Consider the following 25,344-nt stretch of genomic DNA (forward strand, 5'->3'; position numbering starts at 1 on the left):
ATCGCGTGCAGCCAAGGAGCAGCACTGATGTCCAGCCAGCCAAACACCCAATTCCCTAGCGATCTCGACAGCTCCCCGCAGCTGCTACCGGCGAAAATACTGCGTAACGACGCACAAGCCCTGCAAGCGGCCCGCGAACTTGCCGAGACCGCTCGCCAGCAGGCCGCCCGCCGCGACCAGCAGCGCAAGTTGCCTTGGGCAGAAATCGAACAATTCACCCGTAGCGGCCTGGGCAGCATCAGTGTGCCCAAGGCGTATGGCGGCCCCGACGTCTCGTTCGAAACCATCGCCGAAGTGTTCCGTATCATCAGCGCCGCGGACCCGGCCCTGGGGCAGATCCCACAGAACCAGTTCGGCATTTTGCTGCTGCTGCGCCTGACCGCGACACAAGCCCAACAGGCGCTGATCTTCCGCAGCGTGCTGGACGGCTGGCGCATCGGCAACGCCGGGCCGGAGCGCGGCACCAAGGACACCCTGACGCTCAAGGCGACGATTACCCGGGCCGGCGACGGCTTTCGCATCAGCGGTGAGAAGTTCTATTCCACCGGTGCGCTGTTCGCCCATTGGGTGGCCGTCAAGGCACTGGACGACGACGGCCGCCAGCGCCTGGCCTTCGTCCGCCGCGGCGCCCCCGGGCTGCGCATCGTCGATGACTGGTCAGGCTTCGGCCAGCGCACCACCGCCAGTGGCACCGTGCTGCTCGATCAGGTACCGGTCGATGCCGACCTGGTGATCGACAACTGGCGCCAGCGCGATATCCCCAATATCCAGGGCGCAGGCTCGCAACTGATCCAGGCAGCCATCGATGCCGGCATTGCCGAAGCCGCGATTGAAGACGCAATACGCTTCGTGCGCGAAACATCGCGCCCGTGGATCGAGGCCAAGGTCGAGCGCGCCAGCGATGACCCCTATGTGATTGCTGACATCGGCCGCCTGACACTCGAACTGCATGCTGCCCAAGCACTGCTGCGCAAGGCTGCGCGGGTACTCGATGAAGTCAACGCTGCACCGATCGACGCAGCCGCAGCCGCACGCGCCTCGATTGCAGTGGCCGAGGCCAAGGTGCTGACCACCGAGATAGCACTGCAGGCCAGTGAAAAGTTGTTCGAGCTGGCCGGCAGCCGCGCCACCCTTGCCGAGTTCAACCTCGACCGCCACTGGCGCAACGCCCGGGTGCACACACTGCATGACCCGGTGCGCTGGAAGTATCACGCGGTGGGCGATTACCACCTGAACGGCACCCTGCCTGCGCGGCATTCCTGGATCTGATTTCTGCCTTTTCGGGGGAGCAGTCTTGCCCCTCGAACCGGCCGCACAGCGGCCCAAGGCCCCGGAGCACACCATGACAACATCCGTTATCACCAGCGACAGCCAAGCCCTGGCCGTTGCCGAACACGTCGCTCAGCAACTACGCCGCGACAGCGCATTGCGCGACCGTGAGCGCCGCCTGCCACACGCAGAGCTGGACCTGTTCAGCCAATCCGGCCTGTGGGCCATCAGCGTACCCAAGGCATTCGGCGGCGCCGGTGTTTCCAACGTCACCCTGGCCAACGTCATCGCTCGCATCGCCCAGGCCGACGCCTCACTCGGGCAGATCCCTCAGAACCACTTCTACGCCCTGGAAGTACTGCGAGTGAACGGCAGCCCGCACCAACAGCAACGCCTCTACGCCGAAGTCCTGGCCGGTCAACGCTTGGGCAACGCCCTGGCAGAGCTGGGCACCAAGACCGCCCATGACCGAACCACCCGCCTGTCCCGCGAAGGCGACGGCTACCGCATCAACGGCCGCAAGTTTTACGCAACGGGGGCCCTCTACGCACAGCGCATACCGACGTCGGTGATCGATGATCACGGCGTGCAGCAGTTGGCCTTCGTCCCGGCCGACAGCCAAGGATTGCAAGTGATCGACGACTGGAGCGGGTTCGGCCAACGCACCACAGGCAGTGGCTCGGTGGTGTTCGACAACGTGCTGGTCCGCGCTGAAGACGTGGTGCCCTTCCAGTCGGCCTTCGAGCGCCCTACTCCGGTCGGCCCGCTGGCGCAGATTCTTCACGCCGCCATCGACACCGGGATCGCGCGCGCCGCTTATGAGGATGCCCTGCACTTCGTGCGCACACGCAGCCGGCCGTGGGTCGACTCCGGCCAAGAGAAGGCCTGCGAAGATCCGCTGACGCTAAAGAGCTTCGGCCACCTTGCCATCCGTTTGCACGCCGCCGAGGCCTTGCTCGAGCGCGCCGGCGAATTCCTCGACCGCGCCCAGGCCGACAGCACCACCGACACCGTCGCCGCTGCCTCCATCGCCGTTGCACAAGCCCGTGCGCTGAGCACCGAAATAGCCCTCGCGGCAGGCACCACGTTGTTCGAGCTGGCCGGCAGCCAGGCCACCCTGGCCGAACACAACCTCGACCGCCACTGGCGCAACGCCCGCGTGCACACCCTGCACGACCCGGTGCGCTGGAAGTACCACGCCATCGGCAACTACTACCTCAATGATGAAAACCCACCGCGCCGGGGGACCATCTGATGGCCAGGCAGATCCTGCTCAATGCCTTCAACATGAATTGCATCGGGCATATCAACCACGGCTTGTGGACGCATCCACGGGACACCTCGAACCAATACACGTCCATCAGCTACTGGACAGACCTGGCGCGCCTGCTGGAGCGTGGGCTGTTCGATGGCCTGTTCATCGCCGATATCGTCGGCACCTACGACATCTACGGCAAGTCGCTGGACGTGACACTGAAGGAATCGATCCAGTTACCGGTCAACGACCCGCTGCTGCTGGTTTCGGCCATGGCCGCCGTCACCCAAAATCTTGGCTTCGGCCTTACCGCCAACCTGACTTACGAGGCGCCATACCTTTTTGCGCGGCGCCTGTCCACGCTCGATCACCTGAGTAATGGCCGGGTTGGCTGGAATATTGTCACCGGTTACCTCGACAGCGCCGCCCGCGCCATGGGCCTGGAGCAGCAGCCGCAGCACGATCGCCGGTACGACCAGGCCGATGAGTATCTGCAAGTGCTGTACAAACTCCTCGAAGGCAGCTGGGCCGACGATGCGGTGGTCGAAGACCGCGCGCGACGGGTGTATGCCGACCCCGAAAAGGTACGCAAGATCCATCACCACGGCGAGTTCTATAAGGTCGAGGGCTACCACCTGTGCGAGCCCTCGCCACAGCGCACCCCGGTATTGTTCCAGGCGGGCAGTTCACCCCGCGGTCTGGCCTTCGCCGGTAACCATGCTGAATGCGTGTTCATCAGCGGCCAGGACAAGGCTGCCACCCGTGCCCAGGTCGACAAGGTACGCGCCGCAGCACAGGCTGCCGGCCGCGACCCCCAGGGGGTGAAGGTGTTCATGGGCATTACGGTGATCGTCGCGCCCACCGAGCAGCAGGCGCAGGCCAAGTACGCCGAATACCTGCGCTATGCCAGTCCGGAAGCGGGTGTGGCCCACTTCGCCGCCTCGACCGGTATCGACTTTGCCGCCTATGAGCTGGATGAGCCGATTGGCGCCAGCACGGGCAACGCTATTCAGTCGGCCACCCGTCAATTGCAGGAAAACGCCTGGACCCGCCGCCGCCTGCTGGAACAGCACGCCCTGGGCGGGCGCTACGTGACCTTGGTCGGTGCCCCAGAAGCTGTGGCCGAACAGCTGATCGCCTGGGTCGACGAAACGGGCCTGGACGGCTTCAACCTGACCCGCACCGTCACCCCGGAAAGCTATGAGGACTTCATCGACCTGGTGGTCCCGCACCTGCAACAGCGCGGCCGCTACAAAACCGCCTACGCCGAAGGCACCCTGCGCGAGAAGCTGTTCCAGAGCGATCACCCGCACCTGCCCGCCGACCATCCAGGCGCTACCTATCGCCACACCTCTACCCCTGCCACGACTGGAGTTGCGCACCATGCTTGAGAAACTGTTCCGGCCCGTCGCGGCCATTGCCCTGTCCTTCAGCCTGAGCGCAGGTGCCTGCGCTGCCGAACCGCTGAAGATCGGCACCACGTCTGCCTTCGCCATACCGCTGGAGGCGGCAGTGGAAGAAGCGCACAAGCAAGGCCTGGAGGTGAAGCTGATCGAATTCAGCGACTGGATTGCGCCCAATGTCAGCCTGAACAGCGGCGACATCGACGTGAACTACTTCCAGCACATCCCCTTCCTGGAAAACGCCAAGGCCGCAGCCGGTTTCAACCTGGTGCCCTTCGCTCCCGGCATCATCAACAACGTCGGGCTCTATTCAAAGCACTACAAAAGCTTTGCTGAGCTGCCCGAAGGTGCCAGCGTCGCCATCGCCAATGACCCGATCAACAGTGGCCGAGGGCTGCAGTTGCTCGCCAAGGCCGGGCTGATCACGCTCAAACCGGGTGTGGGCTACAAAGCGACCGAGGACGACATCGTCGCCAACCCCAAGAAGCTGAAAATCCTGCAAGTCGAAGCCGTACAACTGGTACGCGCCTACGACGACGCCGACCTGGTGCAGGGCTACCCGGCCTACATTCGCCTGGCCAACACCTTCGATGCCACCTCGGCGCTGCTGTTCGACGGCCTGGAGAACAAGGAGTACGTGATTCAGTTCGTCATACGCCCACAGAGCAAGGACGATCCGCGCCTGGCCAAGTTCGTCGACATCTACCAGCATTCACCTGCCGTGCGTGCAGCACTGAACAAAGCCCACGGCAACCTCTACCAAGCCGGCTGGGAAGGCTGAAATGAGTCAGGCCAGCGCCCTCAGGGCGCCCTCCCTTCAACCCGCGCCGCCACCTGCGCGGGAGCAGCCTTTGCGCCAGGAAGTCAATGACGCGCATGTACGCTTCATCGGCCTTGGCAAGACCTATCCGGGCCAGCAGCAGCCGGCGTTGCAGGGCATCGACCTGAATATTCGCCGTGGCGAGATCTTCGGCATCATCGGCCGCAGCGGCGCAGGTAAATCGTCACTGTTGCGCACCATCAACCGGCTGGAACAGCCCAGCCAAGGCCGCGTACTGATCGATCAGGTCGACATCGCTGCGTTCGACGAAGACCGCCTGGTAGCGCTGCGCCGCCGGATCGGCATGATCTTTCAGCATTTCAATCTGATGTCGGCCAAAACCGTATGGCAGAACGTCGAGCTGCCGCTGAAGGTGGCTGGCGTGGCCAAGACCGAACGCCAGCACAAGGTCCGTGCGCTGCTCGAACTGGTGGGCCTGCAGGAAAAACATCACATGTATCCGGCACAGCTGTCGGGTGGGCAAAAGCAGCGTGTGGGCATCGCCCGGGCTTTGGTACATGACCCCGAAATCCTCTTGTGCGACGAGGCCACGTCGGCGCTGGACCCAGAGACCACGGCATCTATCCTCGAGCTGCTGCGCGACATCAACCAGCGCCTGGGCCTCACAGTGGTGCTGATTACCCACGAAATGGCCGTCATCCGCGATATCTGCCAGCGCGTGGTGGTGCTCGAACGCGGTGAAATTATCGAACAGGGTGAAGTCTGGCGAGTATTTGGCACACCCCGCCATGAAGTCACCCGCACCTTGCTCGCGCCCTTGCAGGCCAAGCTGCCTGCAGCTTTGCAGGCGAGCCTGCAAGCCAGCCCGGCAAGTCGCAACGCCGCCGTCGTGCTCAAGCTCACGGTGCTTGGCGAGCCGGCGCTGTCCGACTTGTTCAGCGACCTGGGTGGGCGTGTGCGCCTGCTGCAGGGTGGGATCGAAACAATCGGCGAGCATGCCCTTGGGCAACTGATCCTGTCGGTACACGGCTCCCCGCACGACACCCACCACTTGCTCGAACATGCCCGCCGCTGGGCCGAAGATGTGGAGGTATTGGGCCATGTGGTTTGACCGCTTGCTCGAAGGGTTGCTCGACACCCTGCTGATGGTCGGCGTGTCGTCTTTTATCGCCCTGCTGGTGGGCGTGCCGATGGCCGTGCTGCTGGTGACCAGTGATAAAGGCGGCATTTTCGAGGCGCACCTGCTGAACCGAGTGCTGGGCGCCTTCGTCAACCTGTTCCGTTCAATCCCGTTTCTGATCCTGATGGTCGCGCTGATCCCGTTCACCCGCCTGCTGGTCGGTACCACTTATGGTGTGTGGGCCGCCGTGGTGCCGCTGACCATCGCCGCCACGCCGTTTTTCGCGCGGATTGCCGAAGTCAGCCTTCGCGAAGTGGACCACGGCTTGGTGGAAGCGGCCCAGGCCATGGGGTGTCGACGTTGGCACATCATCTGGCATGTATTGCTGCCCGAGGCACTGCCAGGGATCGTCGGCGGTTTCACCATTACCTTGGTGACGCTGATCAACTCCTCCGCCATGGCTGGGGCGATCGGTGCAGGTGGGTTGGGGGATATTGCCTACCGGTATGGGTACCAACGCTTCGACAGCCAGATCATGCTGACGGTGATTGCCATGCTGGTGGCGCTGGTGGCGGTGATTCAAGTGGGTGGGGACAGTTTGGCGAAAGGGTTGAACAAGCGCTGAAGCAAGGACCGCTTCGCGCCCGGCTCAGTGCCAGCGCAAACCCTCAGCCGGCACGGGCCGCCCGAACCAGTAGCCCTGCCCCAACTGGCACTGCTGCTCGAGCAGGAACCTGGCTTGCTCCGCCTGCTCGATGCCTTCGGCGTGCACCTGCATGCCCATGCTCCGCGCCAGGGCGATGACCACCCGCACGATGGCGACGTCATCGTCATCCATCGGCAAGCCGGCGACGAAGCCCTGGTCGATCTTCAGCTTCTGCACTGGCAGGCGCTTGAGCCGCAGCAACGACGAATAGCCGGTGCCAAAGTCGTCGATTGCCAGGTTCAAGCCCAGCTCACGCAACCGGTGCAGTTGCTCCAGCGCGACTTCGGGGTCTTCCATGACGGCACTCTCGGTCACCTCCACCTCCAGTAGCGACGGATCCAGGCCGGTCTCGTGCAACACACCGGCCACTTGCCGGTAAAGCTCACGCTGGCCGAACAGCCGGCTGGAAATGTTGACTGCAACGAACTCGAGCAGGCGCCCGTCAGCCTGCCAACTGACCATCTGCCGGCACGCCTCGCGCATCACCCAGGCGTCGATGTCGGCAATCAGCCCAGTGCGCTCGGCGATAGGAATGAATTCGCTTGGCGGCACCAAGCCACGTTGCGGGTGCTGCCAACGCACCAGCGCCTCCACCCCAACCATCTTCGACGTGAACAGGTCGAACACCGGCTGGTAGAACACCCGCAGCTCGTCTTGGGCCAGCGCGCGGCGCAGTTCGCCTGCCGTTTCCACACGGTGCTGGGCGTGCGCCGTCAGCTCTTCGGTGTACAGCGCGTAACAGGCGCGGCCATTGTGCTTGGCCTTGTACAGCGCCGAGTCGGCGTTGCGCAGCAGCTGTTCGGCGCTCAACGCATCACTGGGGAACAGGCTGATACCAACGCTGACGCTGATGAACAGCCGATGCCCATCGAACTCGAACGGTTCGCGCATGCGTTCGATGAGGGCCTGTGCCAGTTTGCCGGCCTGGCCGACCTGCTGGCAGTTCTCCGCCAGCACACCGAACTCGTCACCGCCCAGGCGCGCCAAGGTCACACCATTGCCAACCACCTCGGCCAGACGCTCGCCTACCAGCTTGAGCAGCTGATCACCGATGGTGTGGCCTAGCCCATCGTTGATGCTCTGGAAGTGGTCCAGATCAAGCAGCAACAACGCACATCCACGCTTGTTGGCCTGTGCCGAAGCCAGTGCCTGCTCGGCCCGGTCGTTGAACAGCAAACGGTTGGGCAAGCCGGTAAGGGGGTCGTGGTGGGCCAGGTAGGCCAATTCCTGCTCGGTATGCTTGATTGCGCTGATGTCGCTGAATACCGCGACATAATGGGTCAGCTCGCCGTCATCGTCGTGAATGGCACGGATCGTCTGCCATTGCGGGTAGATTTCACCACTCTTGCGCCGGTTCCATATCTCCCCGCTCCACTCGCCCTTCTCTGCCAGGGTGGCATAAATCTGCTGATAGAACGGCACGCCGTGCCGGCCCGACTTGAACTTGCTCGGGCGCTGGCCGAGTACTTCTTCCTGCTGGTAGCCGGTGATCCGCATGAACGCGCGGTTGACGTGCACGATCAGCCCCTGGCGGTCGGTGACCAGTACGCCCTCCAGGGTACAGTCGAACACGGCTGCGGCCATACGCAGACGGGCGCGGTCCTCGCTGCGAAGACGGGCGCCGACACCGATGAAATTGAGCAGACGGGCCCGGGTGAAGAAAATCAGCGCCGCGCTGGCCAGCACCCAAAGGACAACATTGATCTGCCGCCCTACGGCCAAGGCCAGAGGATCTTCAGACATACTGCGCAAAACCACCTCTGACAGCACCAGCCAGAGGATCGAGAGCACCAGATACAGCGCGGCCATGCGCAAGGCGTCGCGAACGGAAACAGACATGTCGGCAACAAAAGTCCATGAAAAATGATGGGGCATTATAGAGGCAGAAACATGCAGTGACGTCCTATCTGAAAGGGTGACTGGTTTTATTTCCCTACCAAGGGATAATCAGGCCTTTCCCTGTTTCTTCGAGGGCTTTTACACCTATGTGGTATTACGGTCTGCTCGACTTGTCGGCCTGGCAACTGGTTGGCGTTACCCTGCTGATGACTCACGTGACCATCATCAGTGTCACCATCTACCTGCACCGCTACTCGGCCCACCGTGCCCTGGAGCTCAATGGCGCGCTCAAGCACTTCTTCCGCTTCTGGCTGTGGCTGACCACGGCGCAGAACACCCGCGAGTGGACAGCCGTTCACCGCAAGCACCACGCCAAGTGCGAAACCCCGGACGACCCGCACAGCCCGGTGCACAAAGGCCTGGGCACGGTGCTGCGCAAGGGCGCCGAACTCTACCGGGAAGAAGCGCTCAACCCCGAAACCCTGCGGATCTATGGCAAAAATTGCCCGGATGACTGGATCGAGCGCAACCTCTACTCACGCTACAAACATGGCGGTATCGCCCTGCTGGCAGTGCTCGACCTGCTGCTGTTCGGCACCATCGGCATCACCATCTGGGCGGTGCAGATGATGTGGATTCCGTTCTGGGCAGCGGGGGTGGTCAACGGCTTGGGCCATGCGGTGGGCTACCGCAACTTCGAGTGCCGTGACGCGGCGACCAACCTGGTGCCATGGGGCATCGTCATCGGTGGCGAAGAACTGCACAACAACCACCACACCTACCCCAACTCGGCCAAGCTGTCGGTCAAGCGCTGGGAGTTCGACATGGGCTGGGCCTGGATACGCCTGTTGTGCCTGCTGCGCCTGGCCAAAGTGCAACGAGTGGCCCCCATCGCCCACCGCGTCGAGGGCAAGGCCAACCTGGACATGGACACCACCATGGCCATCCTCAACAACCGCTTCCAGATCATGGCCCAATACCGCAAGCTGGTGATCGGCCCCCTGGTCAAGCAGGAACTGGCCAAGGTCGACGCCTCGGTACGCCATCGCTTCCGCCGGGCCAAACGCCTGCTATCGCGGGAGCCCAGCCTGCTCGAAGAGCGTCACCATGTGCGTATCGAGTCCCTGCTGGCGCAGAGCCAGGCACTCAAGACCATCTATGAAAAGCGTTTGGCCTTGCAGCAGATCTGGGCCCGTACCAGCGCCAACGGCCACGACATGCTCGCCGCCATGAAAGACTGGGTACACGAGGCGGAGGCCAGTGGCATTCATGCACTGCACGAATTTGCAGCGCAATTGAAAACCTACTCCCTGCGCCCGCACGGCGCCTGACCACCGTTGATCGGCACGCCCTGCAACGGGGCGTGCTTGCTGGAACTTCCCCTCTGAAAAACCACTCAAACCCGGCACATCGCCCGCGTGGCGGGCCGGTCTGTGGCCGCACGCTTACCCGTCGAGAGCCACTCCGTGCACATGGCCAAGAACATCCATCCAACGTTGCCCGGCAATTCAGCTCCCGAGGCAGCCCAAACTCTGCTGGCCTTGCTGCATGCCCAAGGCGAAGTGGCTCGCCTGAGCGAACGTGAACAGCTCTTCAGCTCGTTGCTCGACAGCGTCAATGCGGTGCTCTGGGCGTTCGACTGGGAAACACGCCAGGTGCTCTACGTCAGCCCCGCCTACGAACGCATTTTCGGCCGGCCTACCAGCCTGGTGTTGGCCGACTTCAACGAGTGGCGCGATAGCATCTACCCCGATGACCTGGAGTACGCCGAGCGCAGCCTGGCCCAGGTGCTGATCAAAGGCGCGGTTGAAGACCGCGAATACCGCATCCTCAACGCAAACGGCCAAGTGCGCTGGCTGAGTGACAAGTGCTACATCAACCAGCAGCATGAAGGTGAGCGGGTGATCATCGTCGGCATTGCCGAGGACATCACCGAAAAGAAGCAGCTTGAAGGCGAACTGCATCGCCTGGCTACCACCGACGTGCTGACCCAAAGCAGCAACCGCCGGCACTTTTTCGAATGTGCAGGCCAAGCCTTCGACAACGCACGCGAAGACGGCACACCCCTGGCATTCCTGCTGCTGGATATCGACGATTTCAAGCAGATCAACGACAACTATGGCCATCAGGAGGGCGATCAGGTGCTGCAACGCATTGCCGACAGCGGCAAGGCGGTGCTGCGCCGCGGCGACCTGTTCGGGCGTATTGGTGGCGAGGAGTTTGCTGCGGTGTTCCCTGGCTGCAATGCGCAGGTCGCCGAGCAGATCGCCGAGCGCCTGCAGCGCGAGATTCAGCGGCTGAGCTTCAGCCATGGCGAGCAGGTGTATGGCGTGACGGTAAGCCAGGGGCTGACCGGGCTCACGGAAGAGGATGACTCACTGGACAGCCTCTTCGCCCGGGCTGATGCGGCGATGTACCGGGCCAAGCGGCAGGGAAAGAACCAGATCGTGCGGGGCTGAACCCTTGGGTGCGCACAGCGGCACCCAAAAACTCAGTTACGTACCCCTCTCCTCAGCCACAGGCGGCTCTTGCTCCGGCGGTTTTACCTCTGGATTCTCCACCTTGCGCAACCGGCTCAACTGCGCCAACCCAACCTTGAGCAAGCGCGCGGTCTTGCTCTCGGCAACCCTCTCCAACTCTTGGCTCGCCGGCAGTCGCGCCAGTTGCCCGGCGAGGTTCATGGCCAGGATCTCCCGAGAATAAACCCAACCACCCAACTGATAGATTGCCGCGATCAGCTCGCGCAGGCCCAGCGGCAAGCGCCAGCGGGTTCGCAGTGCCGAGCCGAACGCTGCGCCGAAGTCGCTCAGTGACGCCTGCACCAGGCCATCGTGCAGTTCCCCACCGGCCAGCCGCCATTCCTGCAGGCAGCGCAGCACCGCAAGGTCACCCAGGCAGTGCAACAGCCCGGCGCAGTAACACAGCTCTTCGTCGAGTTCGAGCATGCGCGCCAGCGAACGCGCGTATTCGGCGGTATGCAGCGACAAGTTCCAGAAATGCGCCGCCTGCTGCGCCAGCAGTGGATCGGTCAGGCGGGCGCTGCGTTTGAGGGCCAGGCCCAGGATCAGGTTCATGCTCTGCGTGCTGCCAAGCTTGTGCAGGGCTTGTAGCAAGGTCTGCACCGGTGCATCGCGGTGCAGGGCAGCACTGTTGGCGGCAGCGATCAGTACGGCAGTCACCTGCGGGTCGTTGCGCACCTCCTCTTCGAGCACCTTGAGGTCCAGCCCCTGAGGGTTCAGCGCGCGCTTGATCGCCACCTGCACATCCGCGAACAGCGGCCCGCCATCGGCGGTGGCGCGGCGCTGCTCAAGGAAGGCCGGCAGGCTTGCCCCAGGCTGCAACGGCGGCACGGGGCAGGCAATTTGCTCACCCACTTCAAGCAGCAGCTCTTCCAGACGCTTGCGCAGGTTGTCCATGTTCAGTGGCTTGCTCAGGTAAGCCGTGGGGTGCAGCGGCAGCGCCTCACGCACGCTGGCACTGTCACTGCGGTTGCTCATGAGAATGAACGGCAACCCCGGCCCCTTGGCGCGCACCTTGCGCAACAGGTCCAGGCCATCGACACCTGCAAGCTCACGGGCGGCGATGATCAGGTCAGGCTTGCTGGCCAATGCCGTGAGCGCCTGGGAGCCATCGGCGCATACCTGCAGCCGGGCATCACAACGCACGCTGAGCAACATCTCACGCAGCATGTCGCGCACCCAAGGGTCGCCTTCGGCAATCAGTACGCAAGGTGGGGTGGGGTCTGCAGCGCTCATGGCCAACTCCTGAATATCCCTGACACGCAATCCGTTGCAGCTTCCAAGGCAAGTCCTGTGACAACCATAGCGCCACAGCCCTTTGTTAGGCACAAAAAAAACCCGCCTAGGCGGGTTTTTTTATGAAGCCTGTCACATCAGGCCAGTTCAGCGAAGCACTCTTCGATGATGGCCAGGCCCTTGTCGAGCAGCTCATCTTCGGCGGTCAGCGGAACCAGGATACGCAGGACGTTGCCGTAGGTGCCGCAGGACAGCAGGATCAGGCCCTTGTCGCGCGCTTTGGCAACCACTTGAGCAACGGCGGCGGCGTTCGGGGTGTGGGTGCCTTTTTCGAAGACTTCCACAGCGATCATCGAACCCAGACCACGGACATCGCCAATGATCGGGTGCTTTTCCTGGATCTTGCGCAGGCCGGTGGTCAGGTGCTCACCTACTGCCTTGCTGCGGTCCAGCAGCTTCTCTTCCTCGAACACCTGGATGACGGCCAGAGCCGCGGCGCAGGCGATCGGCGAACCGGCGTAAGTACCGCCCAGGCCGCCCGGAGCGATGGCGTCCATGATCTCGGCCTTGCCGCAAACACCGGCCAGCGGGAAGCCGCCAGCAATGGATTTGGCGAAGGTGGTCAGGTCCGGCGCTACGCCCATCTGTTCCATGGCGAAGAAGGTGCCGGTACGGCCAGCGCCAGTCTGTACTTCGTCGGCGATCAGCAGAATACCGTGCTGGTCGCACAGGGCCCGCAGGCGCTTCATCAGCTCTTTAGGCGCTGGCAGGAAGCCGCCTTCGCCCTGTACCGGCTCGAGGATGATCGCGGCGATGTCGCGCGGCTCGGCGTCGTTCTTGAAGATGCGCTCGACCGAAGCGATGGCGTCGTCAACGCTGACACCGTGCAGTTCGCTCGGGAACAGGGCGCGGAAGATGCCGCCCGGCATCAGGCCCATGCCAGCGGAGTACGGTACAACCTTGCCGGTCAGGCCCAAGGTCATCATGGTGCGGCCGTGGTAGCCGCCGGTGAAGGCGATCACGCCAGCACGGCCAGTGGCGGCACGGGCGATTTTCACGGCGTTCTCAACGGCTTCGGAGCCGGTGGAAACCAGCAGGGTCTTCTTGTCGAAGTCACCTGGGACCAGTTTGTTGATCTTCTCGCACAGCTCTACGTAAGGCTCGTAAGCCAGTACCTGGAAGCAGGTGTGGCTGACTTTGGTCAGCTGCTCTTGAACAGCGGCAACCACTTTAGGGTGCAGATGGCCGGTGTTCAGGACTGCGATGCCGCCAGCGAAGTCGATCAGTTCGCGGCCTTCAACGTCGATCACGGTCGAGTTCTTCGCGCTTTCGACGAAGATCGGGTGGATCTGGCCTACGCCACGCGGGACGGCGGCTACACGACGTTGCATCAAGGATTCGTTGGTCTTGCTCATAATGCCCTCATTTGCGCCGATCAGCGGCGCTTTTATTCGGGGGTGGCTGGGAGTGCTCGCGAACAGTATTCGTTGATCGACTGCCGTGAACGCCCTGGCCACCAGGTGCTGCGATGTCAAAAAAGCCAGCGAGACGTCGCTCTCGCGCCCCGCTGGCAGAGGTAAAGCCTTCAGCGCATCAGACGCTGATGCACAGGTACTTGATTTCGAGGTAGTCCTCGATACCGTACTTGGAACCTTCACGGCCCAGGCCCGAAGCCTTGATACCGCCAAACGGCGCGACTTCGTTGGAGATCAGGCCGGTGTTGATACCCACCATGCCGTATTCCAGCGCTTCGGCAACACGGAACACACGGCTCATGTCGCGGGCATAGAAGTACGAGGCCAGGCCGAACTCGGTGTCGTTGGACATGGCGATGACTTCGGCCTCGTCCTTGAAGCGGAACAGCGGCGCCAGCGGGCCGAAGGTCTCTTCCTTGGCGACGGCAGCGGTCTTCGGCACGTCGACCAGGATGGTCGGCTCGAAGAAGTTGCCTTCGATCAGCTTGCCACCGGACAGCACCTTGGCGCCTTTGGAGACGGCGTCCGCGATGTGCTCCTGAACCTTGGCGACGGCCTTGCCATCGATCAGCGGGCCAGTGGTGGTGCCGTCGTCCAGGCCGTTACCGATCTTCAGCTTGGCCACAGCGGCCTTGAGCTTCTCGGCGAAGGCATCGTAGACGCCGTCCTGCACGTAGATACGGTTGGCGCAAACGCAGGTCTGGCCGTTGTTGCGGTATTTGGAGATGATCGCGCCCTCTACCGCCTTGTCCAGGTCGGCATCGTCGAACACGATGAACGGGGCGTTGCCACCCAGCTCCAGGGAAACCTTCTTGATGTCCTTGGCACATTCTTCCATCAGCTGGCGACCGATTTCGGTCGAGCCGGTGAAGGACAGTTTGCGCACCAGGGAGTTGCCGGTCAGCTCGCCGCCGACTTCGCCAGCGCTGCCGGTCACCACGCTCAGCACACCAGCCGGGATGCCGGCACGGGTAGCCAGCTCGACCAGGGCCAGGGCAGAGTAAGGGGTTTGCGAAGCAGGCTTGAGCACCATGGTGCAGCCAGCGGCCAGGGCCGGGCCGGCTTTACGGGTGATCATCGCCGCCGGGAAGTTCCACGGGGTGATGGCCGCGGTGACACCGATCGGCTGCTTGATGACGATCAGGCGCTTGTCAGGCTGGTGGCCCGGGATGGTATCCCCGTAAACGCGCTTGGCTTCTTCGGCGAACCACTCGATGAACGAGGCTGCGTAAGCGATTTCGCCTTTGGCTTCGGCCAGTGGCTTGCCTTGTTCGGTGGTCATCAGACGAGCCAGGTCGTCCTGGTTCTCGATCATCAGTTCGAACCAGCGGCGCAGCTTGTTCGAGCGCTCTTTGGCGGTCAGAGCACGCCAGGCCGGCAGGGCCTTGTCGGCAGCTTCGATGGCGCGGCGGGTTTCCGCAGTGCCCATCTTCGGCACGGTACCGATGACTTCACCTGTGGCCGGGTTGGTCACATTGATGGTCTGGCCGCTGTCCGCATCCAGCCATTCACCATTGATGAAGGCTTGCTGGCGGAACAACTGAGCGTCTTTGAGCTGCATGTCGGCTTCCCGAATTGTTGATTGTTGAAAAGCGCCCAAGGCAGGGCATCGAGCGTTTGAAATCTCAAACGAATGCTAAGCGGCTGCTGGGGTATAGGACAATAGCCTGTTCGAAAAAAAGAACGAATGGTTGAACAGGCCGGCGCTCGATCTGGATGAATGGTTCAGCGAACCGGCCTTGGCGTCGCCAAAGCCAATACAGGTTAGACGAATGAACTGAAAGAAATGTGAAGGGAGGACCGACGGCCCTCCCGAGGGGAATGATCAGAAAGCCTTGGCCAGGTCGATCACCAGTGCGCGGTACCCGACGCTGCCCGGCTGACGGCTATGCACCTTCAGCTCCACCAGTACCTCCTGACTACCGCGGCGCACCTCGTTGAGCACCGTAGTGGTGAGCTTCTCGGGGGTGAGGAAATCAACCGATGCCGAATAGATGAACTGGGTATCGGTTTCAGGACGGTAAGCGACCACCGACGTCACCGGGCTGTACCACTCGTCGCCCCGCTCTTTGCCGTACTCCCACACCTGCTCGACGGTGCCCTTGGCTTCGTCGATTCTGTACTCCACCGCACGGCTGTAGTTGCCGGTAAGCTTTGTCGGCGCAAAATCACGCCCCCAGCCATTGTCGAATACCGTCAACGTGCCTTTGCCGGTCAGCCAGGCAGTGTGCTGGGTCCACGACCAATCGAAGGCCTCACTGCCAACAGGCTTGAGCACCTTATCCTGCAGCCGCTGCGGCCAGCCCTGCGGCGAAGCCAGAATCCACTTCACCGCCTTGTCACGGCCGATCTTCACCACGCCCTGATGGCGCGCTGAAACGATGATGCTGTCGTCATCGGCATCGTAGTCGATGGCATTGACGTGCGCCCAGTTGCGCCCTGTGCCCACCCCCGGGGTGTCACCGAACGGCAGGTCCCCTTCAGCCAATTCATTGGCCAGGCGGTCGTCCTGCTTCTGTACCCCTTCGGGCAATTGAATGGCGGCCTTGCCCAACGTCTCCAGCAGGTCGCCGCGGTAAGGGTCGAGAATCTGGTTGAGGTCCCAGAATTCCAGGACATCCCCGGCTTCATTGACCTCGATGATGTGGTCGCGGATCGAGCGCACCCGTTTGCCATCAGGCCGGCGGTAATCGCTGGTACCGACACGCAGCAGGTAGGTGCCGTTGGCCGTTTCGCGGATTTCGTGGGAGAAGTCAGCGAACTTGTCCGGCAAGCTGCGCTGCCAGATGCGCCGGCCCAGCAGGTCGTACTTGGAGTAGGTCTGGCCTTGGCCCCAGATCAGCTTGCCGTCGCGGGTCTGCTGGAAGCCCATGGTGCCGCCCAGGCCGTCGCGGCGGTTGGAATCGTGGATTTGTTCGATGTCCAGATACCAACGCACATCGCCGTTGCTGTCGGCGATCCAGTTGTTGCCAACCTGGTCCCACTCGGCGGCACCACCCAGGCCATTCCACTTGAAGGCGCGGCCACCGGGAATGTCACCGAGCAAGTGGTTGAACAGGTAAAGACGGTTCGCAAAACCGGGGGCAACTTTGACTGGCTCGACTTCGGGCAGTGCGGCGGTCTGCTTGGCCACTACCGGCAAGCGCACTGCCGGGGCGTAGATCTGATAGCGCTCACGAATACGCTCACCGTCGAGCTTGTAGGTTACTTCCACCTGGTTCACATGGTCAGGGTACAACCCGAACACGGGGATGCCCCCGTAGGTCCACAGCGAACGGTCGGACACCTCATAGGCGATATCCACACCACGTTCACCGCGGCCCAGCACGCGAACATGGGCAGCGGTCAGGGTGCGCCCGCCATCGCGGACGATTGCGGTCAACGGCGCCAGGCGATACGGGTTGACCACCACATCGCCGAGCAGCGCTTCATCACGCTGCGGCACCGTGGCAGTCAGGCAGGCGCCCTCGGGCAGTGCGTGGGTTTCGGTCTTGGCGTTCATGCAAAGCTCCTTGTGCTCAGAAATCGTAGCGGGCGGTGGCGCCGAAGGTGCGCGGGGTGCCGAGCACGCCGGCATACCCGCCGTTGGCGGAATTCCACAAACTGGTGAAATAGGTCTTGTCGCCGGCGTTCTTCACCCACAGCGACAGATCGAGTACCCCGTCGCCCTGGTCCAGGCGTACACCCGTGGACAGATTGACCAGCGCGTAGCTGGGGATCTGGCCGAAGTCGGAATCATCGATGGTGCCGACCGCCTTGGAGCGGAAGGCATAGCTGGCGGTGACGTAAGGCTCGATGTGCTCGGTCAACTGCCACTTGTACTGGCCGTTGAGGTTGGCGATGTACTTGGAGGCGCCGACCACCTGGTGGCCGGACAGGTCGCAAGTGGCGGTGGCATTGACCAGGCTGACCTCGGGCGGGCATGGCGCATCGTCGTATTCGGTGTAACGCACGTCATTCCACGAGCCATTGAAGTTGACCGTCAGCCCACGGATCGGCAGCGCGGTAGCCTCGAACTCAAGCCCCCGCGAACGCACGCGCCCGGCATTGGCCAGGTACTGCACGCGGTTGGTCTGGTCGTAGACGTTGGCCTGGTAGCCATGCACCTCGGCCCAGAACAGGTTGGCATTGAGCTGCAGACGGTCATCGAACAGGGTGCTCTTGAGACCGACTTCAGCGTTGTTGACCCGCTCTGTACCGACCACCAAGGAATCTGTGCCCAGCCGCGGCGCCGCGCCGACAGTCAGGTTGATCCCTCCGGATTTTTCACCGTGGGTCAGGGTGGCGTAGCCCAGCAGTTGCTCGTTGAAGCGGTAACTCAGGCCGAGCAGCCCGGAGGGGCTGAAGCTGTACTGGTTGAGGTCACCCGAGTCGTAGGCCCCTACCCTGCCTTGGCGCGCCGCAGCAGCGGCGCCGGTCACCGGCGCACCGCCCACCGGCGCATCCCGTGTCACCGAGGCGCTCTTCTCTTCGTAGGTGCCGCGCACACCGGCGGTGAAGTCGAGGCGGTCGGTGATGTGCCAGGTGCCTTGGGCGAACAGGGCATAGCTGTCGGTATCGATGTGCCCGTCACCCAGTGTTGTGACGTCGTTCAGGGCACCGGCGGGCGTAGCGTTCCAGACGTCGGCCTGCGGGCCGTAATAGGTGAACGATTTGTTGTCCAGGTCCTGCTTGAAGTAATAGGCACCGAGCACATAATCGAAAAGCCCCCCGGTGGGCGACGCCAGGCGGATTTCCTGTGAATACTGCTTGTCGCGCACCGCGACCCCGGCGTTGTAGGCCACCGGCACGTTGAGACCATCGTCGTTGCGCGGGGTGAAGTCCCACCAGCGGTAGGCGGTTATCGAGGTGAGGGTGAAGTCGTTGGGCAGGGTCCAGTTGGCTTCTACCGAGGTGCCTCCCTGGAACACGGTTACCTGCTGGTCGGAATCGAAATTGACCTTGCGGTCCTTGCCCGAAACCAGTGTGGCACCGGCCTGGGCAGCCAGGCTTTCGTAACGATTGACACCATTGATGGTCGGCCCGGAGCTGTACAGGCTGAGGATGCCGTTGTTGGAATCCTCTTCGTTGTACTCACCGATCCAGCGCAGGTTGAAGGTTTCGCTCGGCTGGAACAGCAACTGGGTCCGAAAGCCCTGCCGCTTGCCCCCGTTCAGATGATCGCCGTTGTGGATGTTCTTCACATAGCCGTCGTCTTCGGTTCGGTAGGCACTGATGCGCCCGGCCAAGGTGTCGCTGATCGGCCCGGAAAAACTGCCCTGGGTCTGCAGGTAACCATCCTCGCCAATGGACTGCTGGATGCTGCCCTCACGGTGAAAGGTCGGTTTGCGCGAGACGATGTTCAGCACGCCTGCCGTGGTGTTCTTGCCGAACAGCGTACCTTGCGGACCCCGCAGTACTTCCAGTTGTTCGACATCCAGCAGGTCGAATACCGCCATGCCAGGGCGCCCGAGATAGACGTTGTCCAGGTAGATGCCGACGCTGCCTTCCAGGCCATCGCTGGCCGGGTTGTTGCCCAGGCCGCGGATCGAGATGCTCGACTGGCGAGCATGCACATAGGACACGTTGGTGCTGGGCACCAGTTGTTGCAGGTCCTGGACACGGTAGATGCGCTGTGTTTCCAGGGTCTCGCTGTCGAGCACGCTGATCGGCGTGGGCACGCTTTGCGCGGTTTCCTCACGGCGACGGGCATTGACGGTGACAGTGCCAAGCTTGGCGTCCTGCTCCACGGCGGGGGCAGTGTCGACCGGTTCTTCGGCGAAGCTGGCACTGGAAGCCGCCAGCAGAACGCCGGCGGCCAAAGGCTGCAAGGTAAAGCGCGACGCGCGCGCAGGCCAACGGGAAATTCGGGACATGCAAATGCTCCTTGAGGCATTGCCCTGGCGAGCATTTCCGTTGGCGGAACCGAATCGCGGCTAGAGGGGCTTATATTCTTTTAAGAGATATAAATATGTTCTATTCATATTTTGAGGAATAAGTAACAGCCTTTATAAGGGTGCTCAGCCTGTTCATCAATTGCATTCGACCGAAAGTTTTCATGTAAAAAATGCATATCGACCTTCGCCAGCTCCGCCACTTCATCGCCCTTGTCGAACACCGCAGTTTCGTCGCTGCGGCGGCTGCGGTGAACCTGTCGCAATCGGCCTTCAGCCGCAGCATCCAGACCTTGGAGCACAACGTCGGCTGCCGCTTGGTCGACCGCGCCAGCAAGGATCTTTCACCCACCCGTCAGGGCCTGTTGGTGCTGGAGCACTCCCGCCGGCTGGTGCATGGCGCGCACAATCTGGTCAACGAAATCCACCAGTTCAATGGCGCCACCACGGGCGTCGTGCGCTTCGGCTCGGGCCCTGCCCCCGCGGGTGGCCTGGTACCACGGGCAGTCGCGCGCTTCGTCGCCGAATTCCCGGCGGCACGTACCTGCTTTCAGGTGGATAACTGGCAGGCCTTGAACCGCAAGCTGATTGCCGAGGAGATCGAATTCTTCGTTGCCGACACCCGCCAGTTCGAGTCCGACCCGGACTACCGGGTTCACAAGCTGACACCACAGCGCTGGCACTTTTGCTGCCGCGCCGGACACCCACTGACCGAGCGCCCCTGGGTTAATGCGCGGGATGTATTCGATTACCCGCTGGCGACCACTTTCCGCCCGCCGAACATCCGCAAGATCCTCAGTGAACTGAGCGGCAGGCAGGACTTTCTACCCTCGGTAGAGTGCGAGCATGGTTATGCATTGCTCAACGTGGTGATGCACTCGGACACCATCGGCATTGCCTGCAGTGCCAATTTGCGGCCTTATCAGTCGGGGCAGGGGCTGACGCCGCTGCGGTTGGCGGACCTGGCGCCGGAGCAGGAGGAGTCTTTCTACACTCGCTATGGCGTGGTGAGCCGGGTGGGGTATGGGTTGTCGCCATTGGCGCAGGGAATGGTCAGGCAGTTGGTGGCCTGTGATGCCGAAGAGTAAGCAGCGACCTGGCGCCGCGATAGGGCCGCAACGCGGCCCTGACGCTATCAGCCTTTGCGCGTAGTCCGGCTCCGTTGCCCATCAACCCCAACCGGTACCTCACCGGCCAAGGTCACCCGGCGCACGATGCGCGGCTGGGTGCCGTAATCATCCACCGCATAATGCTGCGTCGCTCGGTTGTCCCAGATCGCCACATCCCCCGCTTCCCAGCGCCAGCGCACGGTGTTTTCCAGGCGAGTGACATGTCCTTGCAGCACCGCGAACAGGTGCTGCGAGTCGGCCAGCGAGTAGCCCTTTATGCGTTTGACGAAGTGCCCCAGCTGCAGCGCCCGCTCGCCACTGATCGGGTGCACCCGCACCACCGGGTGCTCGGTCTCGTACACCGTCGAGGTGAAGACTTGGCGATAACGCTCGAGCTTGGCTGGGTCCACATCCGGCTTGATGCTGGCGTAGTCATATTCGTTGCTGTGCACCGCCCAGAGTTCGTCGGCCAGGGCGCGCAACGGCTCGGGCAGCTCCTGATAGGCGGCAGCCGTATTGGCCCACACGGTATCCCCGCCTGAGGCTGGCGCGACCACGCTGCGCAGGATCGAGGCCTTGGGGTAGGCATCGATGAAGGTCACGTCGGTATGCCAGGAGTTGGCCCGCTGACCTTCGGCACCGTCGAGCTGAAGCAGATAGCGGGTGCCGTCGACCACCGGCACGGTGGGGTGAGCGACCGGCTCGCCCAGCAGCTTGGCGAAGCCTTCCTGGGTTTGGTCATCCAGATGAGCTTGGCCGCGGAAGAAGATCACCTTGTACTGCACAAGGGCAGCCTGAATAGCCGCGACCGTGGCGGCGTCGAGGTCGGCGGAGAGCTTCACGCCACGAATGTGCGCGCCGATACGACCGGCGACAGGTTGGATATCGAGTTCGAGGGCTTGCGGCGCAGTGGCCAGTGCAGCAGTACTCATGGTCGTGGTCCTCACGGTCATTGTTGGGGTCAAGCGTTCAGCGGGCGGCTTGTACGGGTTGTTCCTGTTGCAACGCGCTATCGAGGAAGCGCGGCTCGACCCAGTCAGCTACCTGGAAGCTGCGGCGGATAAGGCGCTCCCGCGCCGCAAGGTCGACACCTTGTTGCAACTGGGCGAGGAAGTCGGCATCCAGGCGCGGGTCGAAGTAGTGGGCAAGGTCTTCCTTGGCCAGGTCGTCACTGAGGATGCTGCGCGGCCAGCTTGCATTGCTTGCCACCAGATCGACGAAGGCATCGCGGTTGTGTTCGTCGCGCAGCCAGCGGGTTGCCTGCTGCTGGGCGTTGACCAGCCGCTGAACCAGCTCGGGGTATTTGCCGATGAACTCGCCGGTACCCAGCAATACCGCCTGAGTGCTACCGGCGCCTTCCAGGTCGCGGGAGTTGACGGGTAGCTCGACCAGGCCGCGCTCACGCAACGAAAGCAGGCTGGCAAGGCCCCAAGTGGCGTCGATCTGCTTGGCGGCGAGCGCGGCGTTGGCTGCATTGAAATCGAGGTTGATCACTTTCAAATCGCGCTCAGACAGCCCTTGGCTGGCGAGGGCGCTGGCAAACGACAGCTGGTTGGCTGTGCCGCGGAACACCGCGACGCGCTTGCCCTTGAGGTCGTGCAAGGTCTTGATGCCCGACCCTGGTACGACGCCCAAATAGCTTTTCACCCCACGCACACCGGCAGCCAGCACACGGGTGTCGAGGCCATTGGCCTTGCCGACGATCGCGGCCAGGTCCCCCAGGTAGGCGAAGTCGGCCTGCCCATTGGCCAGTGCCTCGTTGACCACCGGCCCGGCACCCTTGAAGAACCGCCAGTCGATACGAATACCGTCCTTGGCAAATTCCTTTTCCAGCAGCTGCTGGTCACGCAGCACATCGACGACACCGCCAGCGCTGTGCTTGCTGCCAGCGCTCAGATCGGGCACGGCGATGCGGATGCTCTCAGGCTTGGCCGAATCGGCTGCTTGAGCGCTGGAGGCGAACAAAACGAGCAGCCCGAGGGCGGTGGTCAGGTGGCGCAGCGGGGTTTTCATGGCAAGGCTCCTTGGCAGGCTGCCACCGGCGATGGCCGGCGCTTTGGCCAGAAGCTAGGCAGGTCTGGTTAGAAGCTACAAATATCAAAACCTCATTTTTCAGTAGCTCAAAGGCATAAACCACGCAGTACGCGGCTTGGCGGACGGCTTGCGGAAAACGCATGAAAAATATGACGAAAACGCAATGACATGAGGCTTCCGTATGCAAGTTGCGCATGCTCTTATCTCTTGAAGTGCGCATATGTGAATTTTTAATTCCATAAACGAATAAACTTCAAACTCTTCGAGAGATGGGCCGATGAATGGAATTCTGAGCAAAGGAGCGTGGCGACGGAGAGGGCCGCTACACAGCCCCTCCACGGCCCAAGGCCGCTCCCGCGTACTTGCGGTGTTGTTGCCGATGTTGATCGCCCTGTTGTGGGTGGCGGCGAGCCGGCAGCACTGGATGAGCGAGCAGGTACTGCCTGCGCCCTCACTGGTCTGGCAAAGCGCCGTGGAATTTGGCTCTGGTGAACTTTGGGGGCATTTGTGGATAAGTCTGCAGCGGCTGTGCTGGGGATTGCTGGTGGGAATTGCCAGCGGCTTGCTGCTGGGAGCGTGGCTCGGGACTTCGCGCCATGCGCAGACGCTGGTGCTGCCGACCTTCGTGGCGCTGGCACAGATCCCTACCTTGGCGTGGATCCCACTGTTCATGCTGTTTTTCGGTATCGGGGAACTGCTCAAACTGGTCGTACTGGTAAAAGCCGTGGTGGTGCCGGTGACCCTGCATACGCTGGTCGGCGTACGCGATGCCCAACCCAAGCTGCGTGAAGCGGCTGCGGCATTGCGCCTGCCGCCTCATCTGCTATTGCTCCGCCTGCTGCTGCCCGCCGCCCTGCCCGCTTTCCTCACTGGCGTACGCCTGGCTCTGGCTACCGGCTGGACCTCGTTGCTGGCCGTTGAGCTGCTGGCCTCCAGCGAAGGCATCGGTTATTTGATGGTATGGGGCAGGCAACTGTTCATGCTGGACCTGGTGCTGCTGTGCATCCTGGTGATCGGACTGGTCGGTGGGCTCATGGACCGAGGCTTTTCGACGCTGGAGAAGCGCCTGCTGTATTGGCCGCAACCGGCCACGGGCGAACACCAGCGTGTGCCACTGCCCACAGGCTGGCTGAGCCTATTGCTGCCCGTGGCCCTGCTGCTGCTCTGGCAGGCGAGCAGCAGCTTCGGCTGGATCGATCAAAACATTCTGACCTCGCCCTTGGATGTCGTGCGCACGCTATTCACAGGCCTGGCCGATGGCTCGCTGCCTGAAGCCATGCTGCTGAGCCTGCAGCGCACCTTGATCGGCTTGGTGCTTGGCGGCAGTGCGGGGTTGCTGTCGGGCCTGTTGCTGGGGCTTTCACACAACGCCGAGCGCCTGTTCGGACCAAGCCTTTCGGCGTTGCGCCAGGTGGCGTTGTTCGCCTGGGTGCCGCTGCTGACGGCCTGGTTCGGCCTGGGTGAGGGCGCCAAGAATGTATTTGTCGGCCTGGCAGCATTCTTCCCCCTGCTGATCGCTACGCAGCGCGGTATAGCCAGCCTCTCGCCACAACTGGGCGAAGCTGGCCGCACGCTGCGCCTGAACCTGTGGCAACGCCTGCGCCTGCTGGTGCTGCCCGGCGCTGCTCCGGCCATCTTTGCCGGGCTGCGTCTGTCGCTGATCTATGCCTGGCTAGGCACCATCGGGGCTGAATATTTCATGCCTTCAGACGGCGGCATCGCCAGCCTGATGATAGGCGCACAACAGCTGTTCCGCATGGACCAGGTCATGGCCGCCATGCTCGTGATCGGCCTGGTCGGCGCCCTGCTGGGCAACCTTGGACAACGCCTCGAACTGCGCGCCACGCGCTGGAGAACCGCATGAACGCTTTCAACACTTCACAGCTGCTTGCGGCCAACCAACCTGATACCACGCCAGCGTTGGTGAGCTTTGACGGGGTGGGTAAGGTTTTCACCGTCGATGGACACGCCTTGGAAGCCATCCGCAATTTCAATTTATCGATCAACGAGGGCGAGTTCATCGCCATCGTCGGCGCCTCCGGATGCGGCAAGTCCACCCTGCTGCGCTTGTTGGTCGGGCTGGACACGGACTACAGCGGCAGCATTCGTGTCGATGGCCAGCCGGTGAGCGGCATCGGTGGCGAGCGTGGCATCGTATTCCAGGAGCATCGTTTGTTCCCGTGGCTGACGGTGGAGCAGAACATCGCCCTGGGGCTGGTCAATGAGCAGCTGACTCAAGGCGAGCGTGCCCGCCGCGTGCATGAGTTCGTGCTGCTGGTAGGCCTGGTCGGCTTCGAGTCTGCCTACCCGCATCAGCTTTCCGGTGGTATGGCCCAACGCGTGGCCATCGCCCGAGGCTTGGTGGCCAGCCCTCGCATCCTGCTGCTGGATGAGCCGTTCGGTGCGCTCGATGCGTTGACCCGCCAGCAGTTACAGGATGAACTGCTGGCCATCCGCGAACGTGCCGGCATCACCACGTTGCTGGTCACCCACGACGCCGAGGAAGCAACTTACCTGGCAGACCGCGTAGTGGTGCTGGAGCCGCGCCCGGGCCGAATCAAGTCGGTGGTCGAGATTGATCTACCGCACCCGCGGCTGCGCACAGGCGTGGCGCTGCATGGGCTGCGTGAGCAGGTGCTGCACCTGATCACCGGTGATGGCGGTTACCTGCCGCCGCCAACGCGGCGGGTGGAGGGGTTGCGGCCGGAGCTGATTGCGCTCTGAC

Annotated in this window: 19 protein-coding genes; 11 read left to right on the forward strand and 8 right to left on the reverse strand. The window is 62.6% G+C overall.

Translation table 11 applies throughout. The features are described from left to right. Positions 1–27 precede the first annotated feature (27 nt). The 6 genes from OSW16_RS25825 (at position 28) to OSW16_RS25850 (ending at position 6,453) form a co-directional block, all read left to right on the forward strand. Entirely contained in the window at positions 28–1,269 is a 1,242-nt protein-coding gene (locus OSW16_RS25825) for an SfnB family sulfur acquisition oxidoreductase (RefSeq protein ID WP_267819497.1), read from the forward strand. Between the two features lie 73 nt (positions 1,270–1,342). Next, on the forward strand, positions 1,343–2,524 hold the full coding sequence (locus OSW16_RS25830) for an SfnB family sulfur acquisition oxidoreductase (protein ID WP_267819499.1): 1,182 nt from the start codon (positions 1,343–1,345) through the stop codon (positions 2,522–2,524). Next, positions 2,524–3,915, forward strand: a complete 1,392-nt coding sequence (locus OSW16_RS25835) for an LLM class flavin-dependent oxidoreductase (RefSeq protein WP_267819501.1) — start codon at positions 2,524–2,526, stop codon at positions 3,913–3,915. The genes OSW16_RS25830 and OSW16_RS25835 overlap by 1 nt, the downstream gene beginning before the upstream one ends. Further along, complete coding sequence (locus OSW16_RS25840; protein ID WP_267819503.1) at positions 3,908–4,708, forward strand: MetQ/NlpA family ABC transporter substrate-binding protein; 801 nt, start codon at positions 3,908–3,910, stop codon at positions 4,706–4,708. Before OSW16_RS25835 ends, OSW16_RS25840 begins: the two co-directional genes overlap by 8 nt. Before the next feature lies 1 nt (position 4,709). Continuing rightward, positions 4,710–5,819 carry a methionine ABC transporter ATP-binding protein gene (locus OSW16_RS25845; protein ID WP_267819505.1) on the forward strand — a complete coding sequence of 370 codons (1,110 nt, stop codon included), beginning with the start codon at positions 4,710–4,712 and terminating at the stop codon, positions 5,817–5,819. Further along, on the forward strand, positions 5,809–6,453 hold the full coding sequence (locus OSW16_RS25850) for a methionine ABC transporter permease (protein ID WP_267819507.1): 645 nt from the start codon (positions 5,809–5,811) through the stop codon (positions 6,451–6,453). The genes OSW16_RS25845 and OSW16_RS25850 overlap by 11 nt, the downstream gene beginning before the upstream one ends. A gap of 24 nt (positions 6,454–6,477) precedes the next feature. On the opposite strand, the gene dibA is transcribed toward OSW16_RS25850, so the two are convergent. Continuing rightward, positions 6,478–8,373, reverse strand: coding sequence for a phosphodiesterase DibA (gene dibA / locus OSW16_RS25855; protein WP_267819509.1), 1,896 nt, complete (start codon positions 8,371–8,373; stop codon positions 6,478–6,480). Between the two features lie 146 nt (positions 8,374–8,519). On the opposite strand from dibA, the gene desA reads away from it, so the two are divergent. Both desA and OSW16_RS25865 read left to right on the forward strand, forming a co-directional pair. Then, positions 8,520–9,704: a delta-9 fatty acid desaturase DesA gene (gene desA, locus OSW16_RS25860; protein ID WP_267819511.1), complete on the forward strand. Its 1,185-nt coding sequence runs from the start codon at positions 8,520–8,522 to the stop codon at positions 9,702–9,704. Positions 9,705–9,845: 141 nt separating this feature from the next. Then, positions 9,846–10,832: a GGDEF domain-containing protein gene (locus OSW16_RS25865; RefSeq protein ID WP_267824130.1), complete on the forward strand. Its 987-nt coding sequence runs from the start codon at positions 9,846–9,848 to the stop codon at positions 10,830–10,832. Positions 10,833–10,868: 36 nt separating this feature from the next. Here the strand turns inward: OSW16_RS25865 and OSW16_RS25870 are convergent, their stop codons facing one another. The 5 genes from OSW16_RS25870 to OSW16_RS25890 form a co-directional block, all read right to left on the reverse strand. Next, positions 10,869–12,128: a response regulator gene (locus OSW16_RS25870; RefSeq protein ID WP_267819513.1), complete on the reverse strand. Its 1,260-nt coding sequence runs from the start codon at positions 12,126–12,128 to the stop codon at positions 10,869–10,871. Between the two features lie 137 nt (positions 12,129–12,265). Next, complete coding sequence (gene gabT / locus OSW16_RS25875; protein ID WP_039601890.1) at positions 12,266–13,543, reverse strand: 4-aminobutyrate--2-oxoglutarate transaminase; 1,278 nt, start codon at positions 13,541–13,543, stop codon at positions 12,266–12,268. Positions 13,544–13,721: 178 nt separating this feature from the next. Then, on the reverse strand, positions 13,722–15,164 hold the full coding sequence (gene gabD / locus OSW16_RS25880; protein WP_267819515.1) for an NADP-dependent succinate-semialdehyde dehydrogenase: 1,443 nt from the start codon (positions 15,162–15,164) through the stop codon (positions 13,722–13,724). Between the two features lie 264 nt (positions 15,165–15,428). Continuing rightward, positions 15,429–17,105 carry an aryl-sulfate sulfotransferase gene (locus OSW16_RS25885; RefSeq protein ID WP_267819517.1) on the reverse strand — a complete coding sequence of 559 codons (1,677 nt, stop codon included), beginning with the start codon at positions 17,103–17,105 and terminating at the stop codon, positions 15,429–15,431. A gap of 16 nt (positions 17,106–17,121) precedes the next feature. After that, complete coding sequence (locus OSW16_RS25890; RefSeq protein ID WP_418942219.1) at positions 17,122–19,449, reverse strand: TonB-dependent receptor; 2,328 nt, start codon at positions 19,447–19,449, stop codon at positions 17,122–17,124. A gap of 200 nt (positions 19,450–19,649) precedes the next feature. On the opposite strand from OSW16_RS25890, the gene OSW16_RS25895 reads away from it, so the two are divergent. Continuing rightward, complete coding sequence (locus tag OSW16_RS25895; protein ID WP_267819520.1) at positions 19,650–20,564, forward strand: LysR family transcriptional regulator; 915 nt, start codon at positions 19,650–19,652, stop codon at positions 20,562–20,564. Between the two features lie 47 nt (positions 20,565–20,611). Here OSW16_RS25895 and OSW16_RS25900 read toward each other — a convergent pair whose 3' ends face one another. Both OSW16_RS25900 and OSW16_RS25905 read right to left on the reverse strand, forming a co-directional pair. Next, entirely contained in the window at positions 20,612–21,517 is a 906-nt protein-coding gene (locus tag OSW16_RS25900) for a TauD/TfdA dioxygenase family protein (protein ID WP_267819522.1), read from the reverse strand. Positions 21,518–21,554: 37 nt separating this feature from the next. Further along, positions 21,555–22,598 (reverse strand): ABC transporter substrate-binding protein, encoded by a 1,044-nt coding sequence (locus OSW16_RS25905; RefSeq protein WP_267819525.1) that lies wholly within the window; start codon positions 22,596–22,598, stop codon positions 21,555–21,557. A 298-nt stretch (positions 22,599–22,896) separates the two neighbouring features. Between OSW16_RS25905 and OSW16_RS25910 the strand changes: the two genes are divergently transcribed. Next, positions 22,897–24,483 carry an ABC transporter permease gene (locus OSW16_RS25910; RefSeq protein WP_267819527.1) on the forward strand — a complete coding sequence of 529 codons (1,587 nt, stop codon included), beginning with the start codon at positions 22,897–22,899 and terminating at the stop codon, positions 24,481–24,483. Further along, the gene (locus OSW16_RS25915; protein ID WP_267819528.1) at positions 24,480–25,343 is read left to right on the forward strand and encodes an ABC transporter ATP-binding protein; all 864 of its coding nucleotides are present in this window, start codon (positions 24,480–24,482) and stop codon (positions 25,341–25,343) included. Before OSW16_RS25910 ends, OSW16_RS25915 begins: the two co-directional genes overlap by 4 nt. Position 25,344 lies beyond the last annotated feature (1 nt).

The organism is Pseudomonas putida (assembly GCF_026625125.1).
GTDB classification, from domain to species: domain Bacteria; phylum Pseudomonadota; class Gammaproteobacteria; order Pseudomonadales; family Pseudomonadaceae; genus Aquipseudomonas; species Aquipseudomonas putida_X.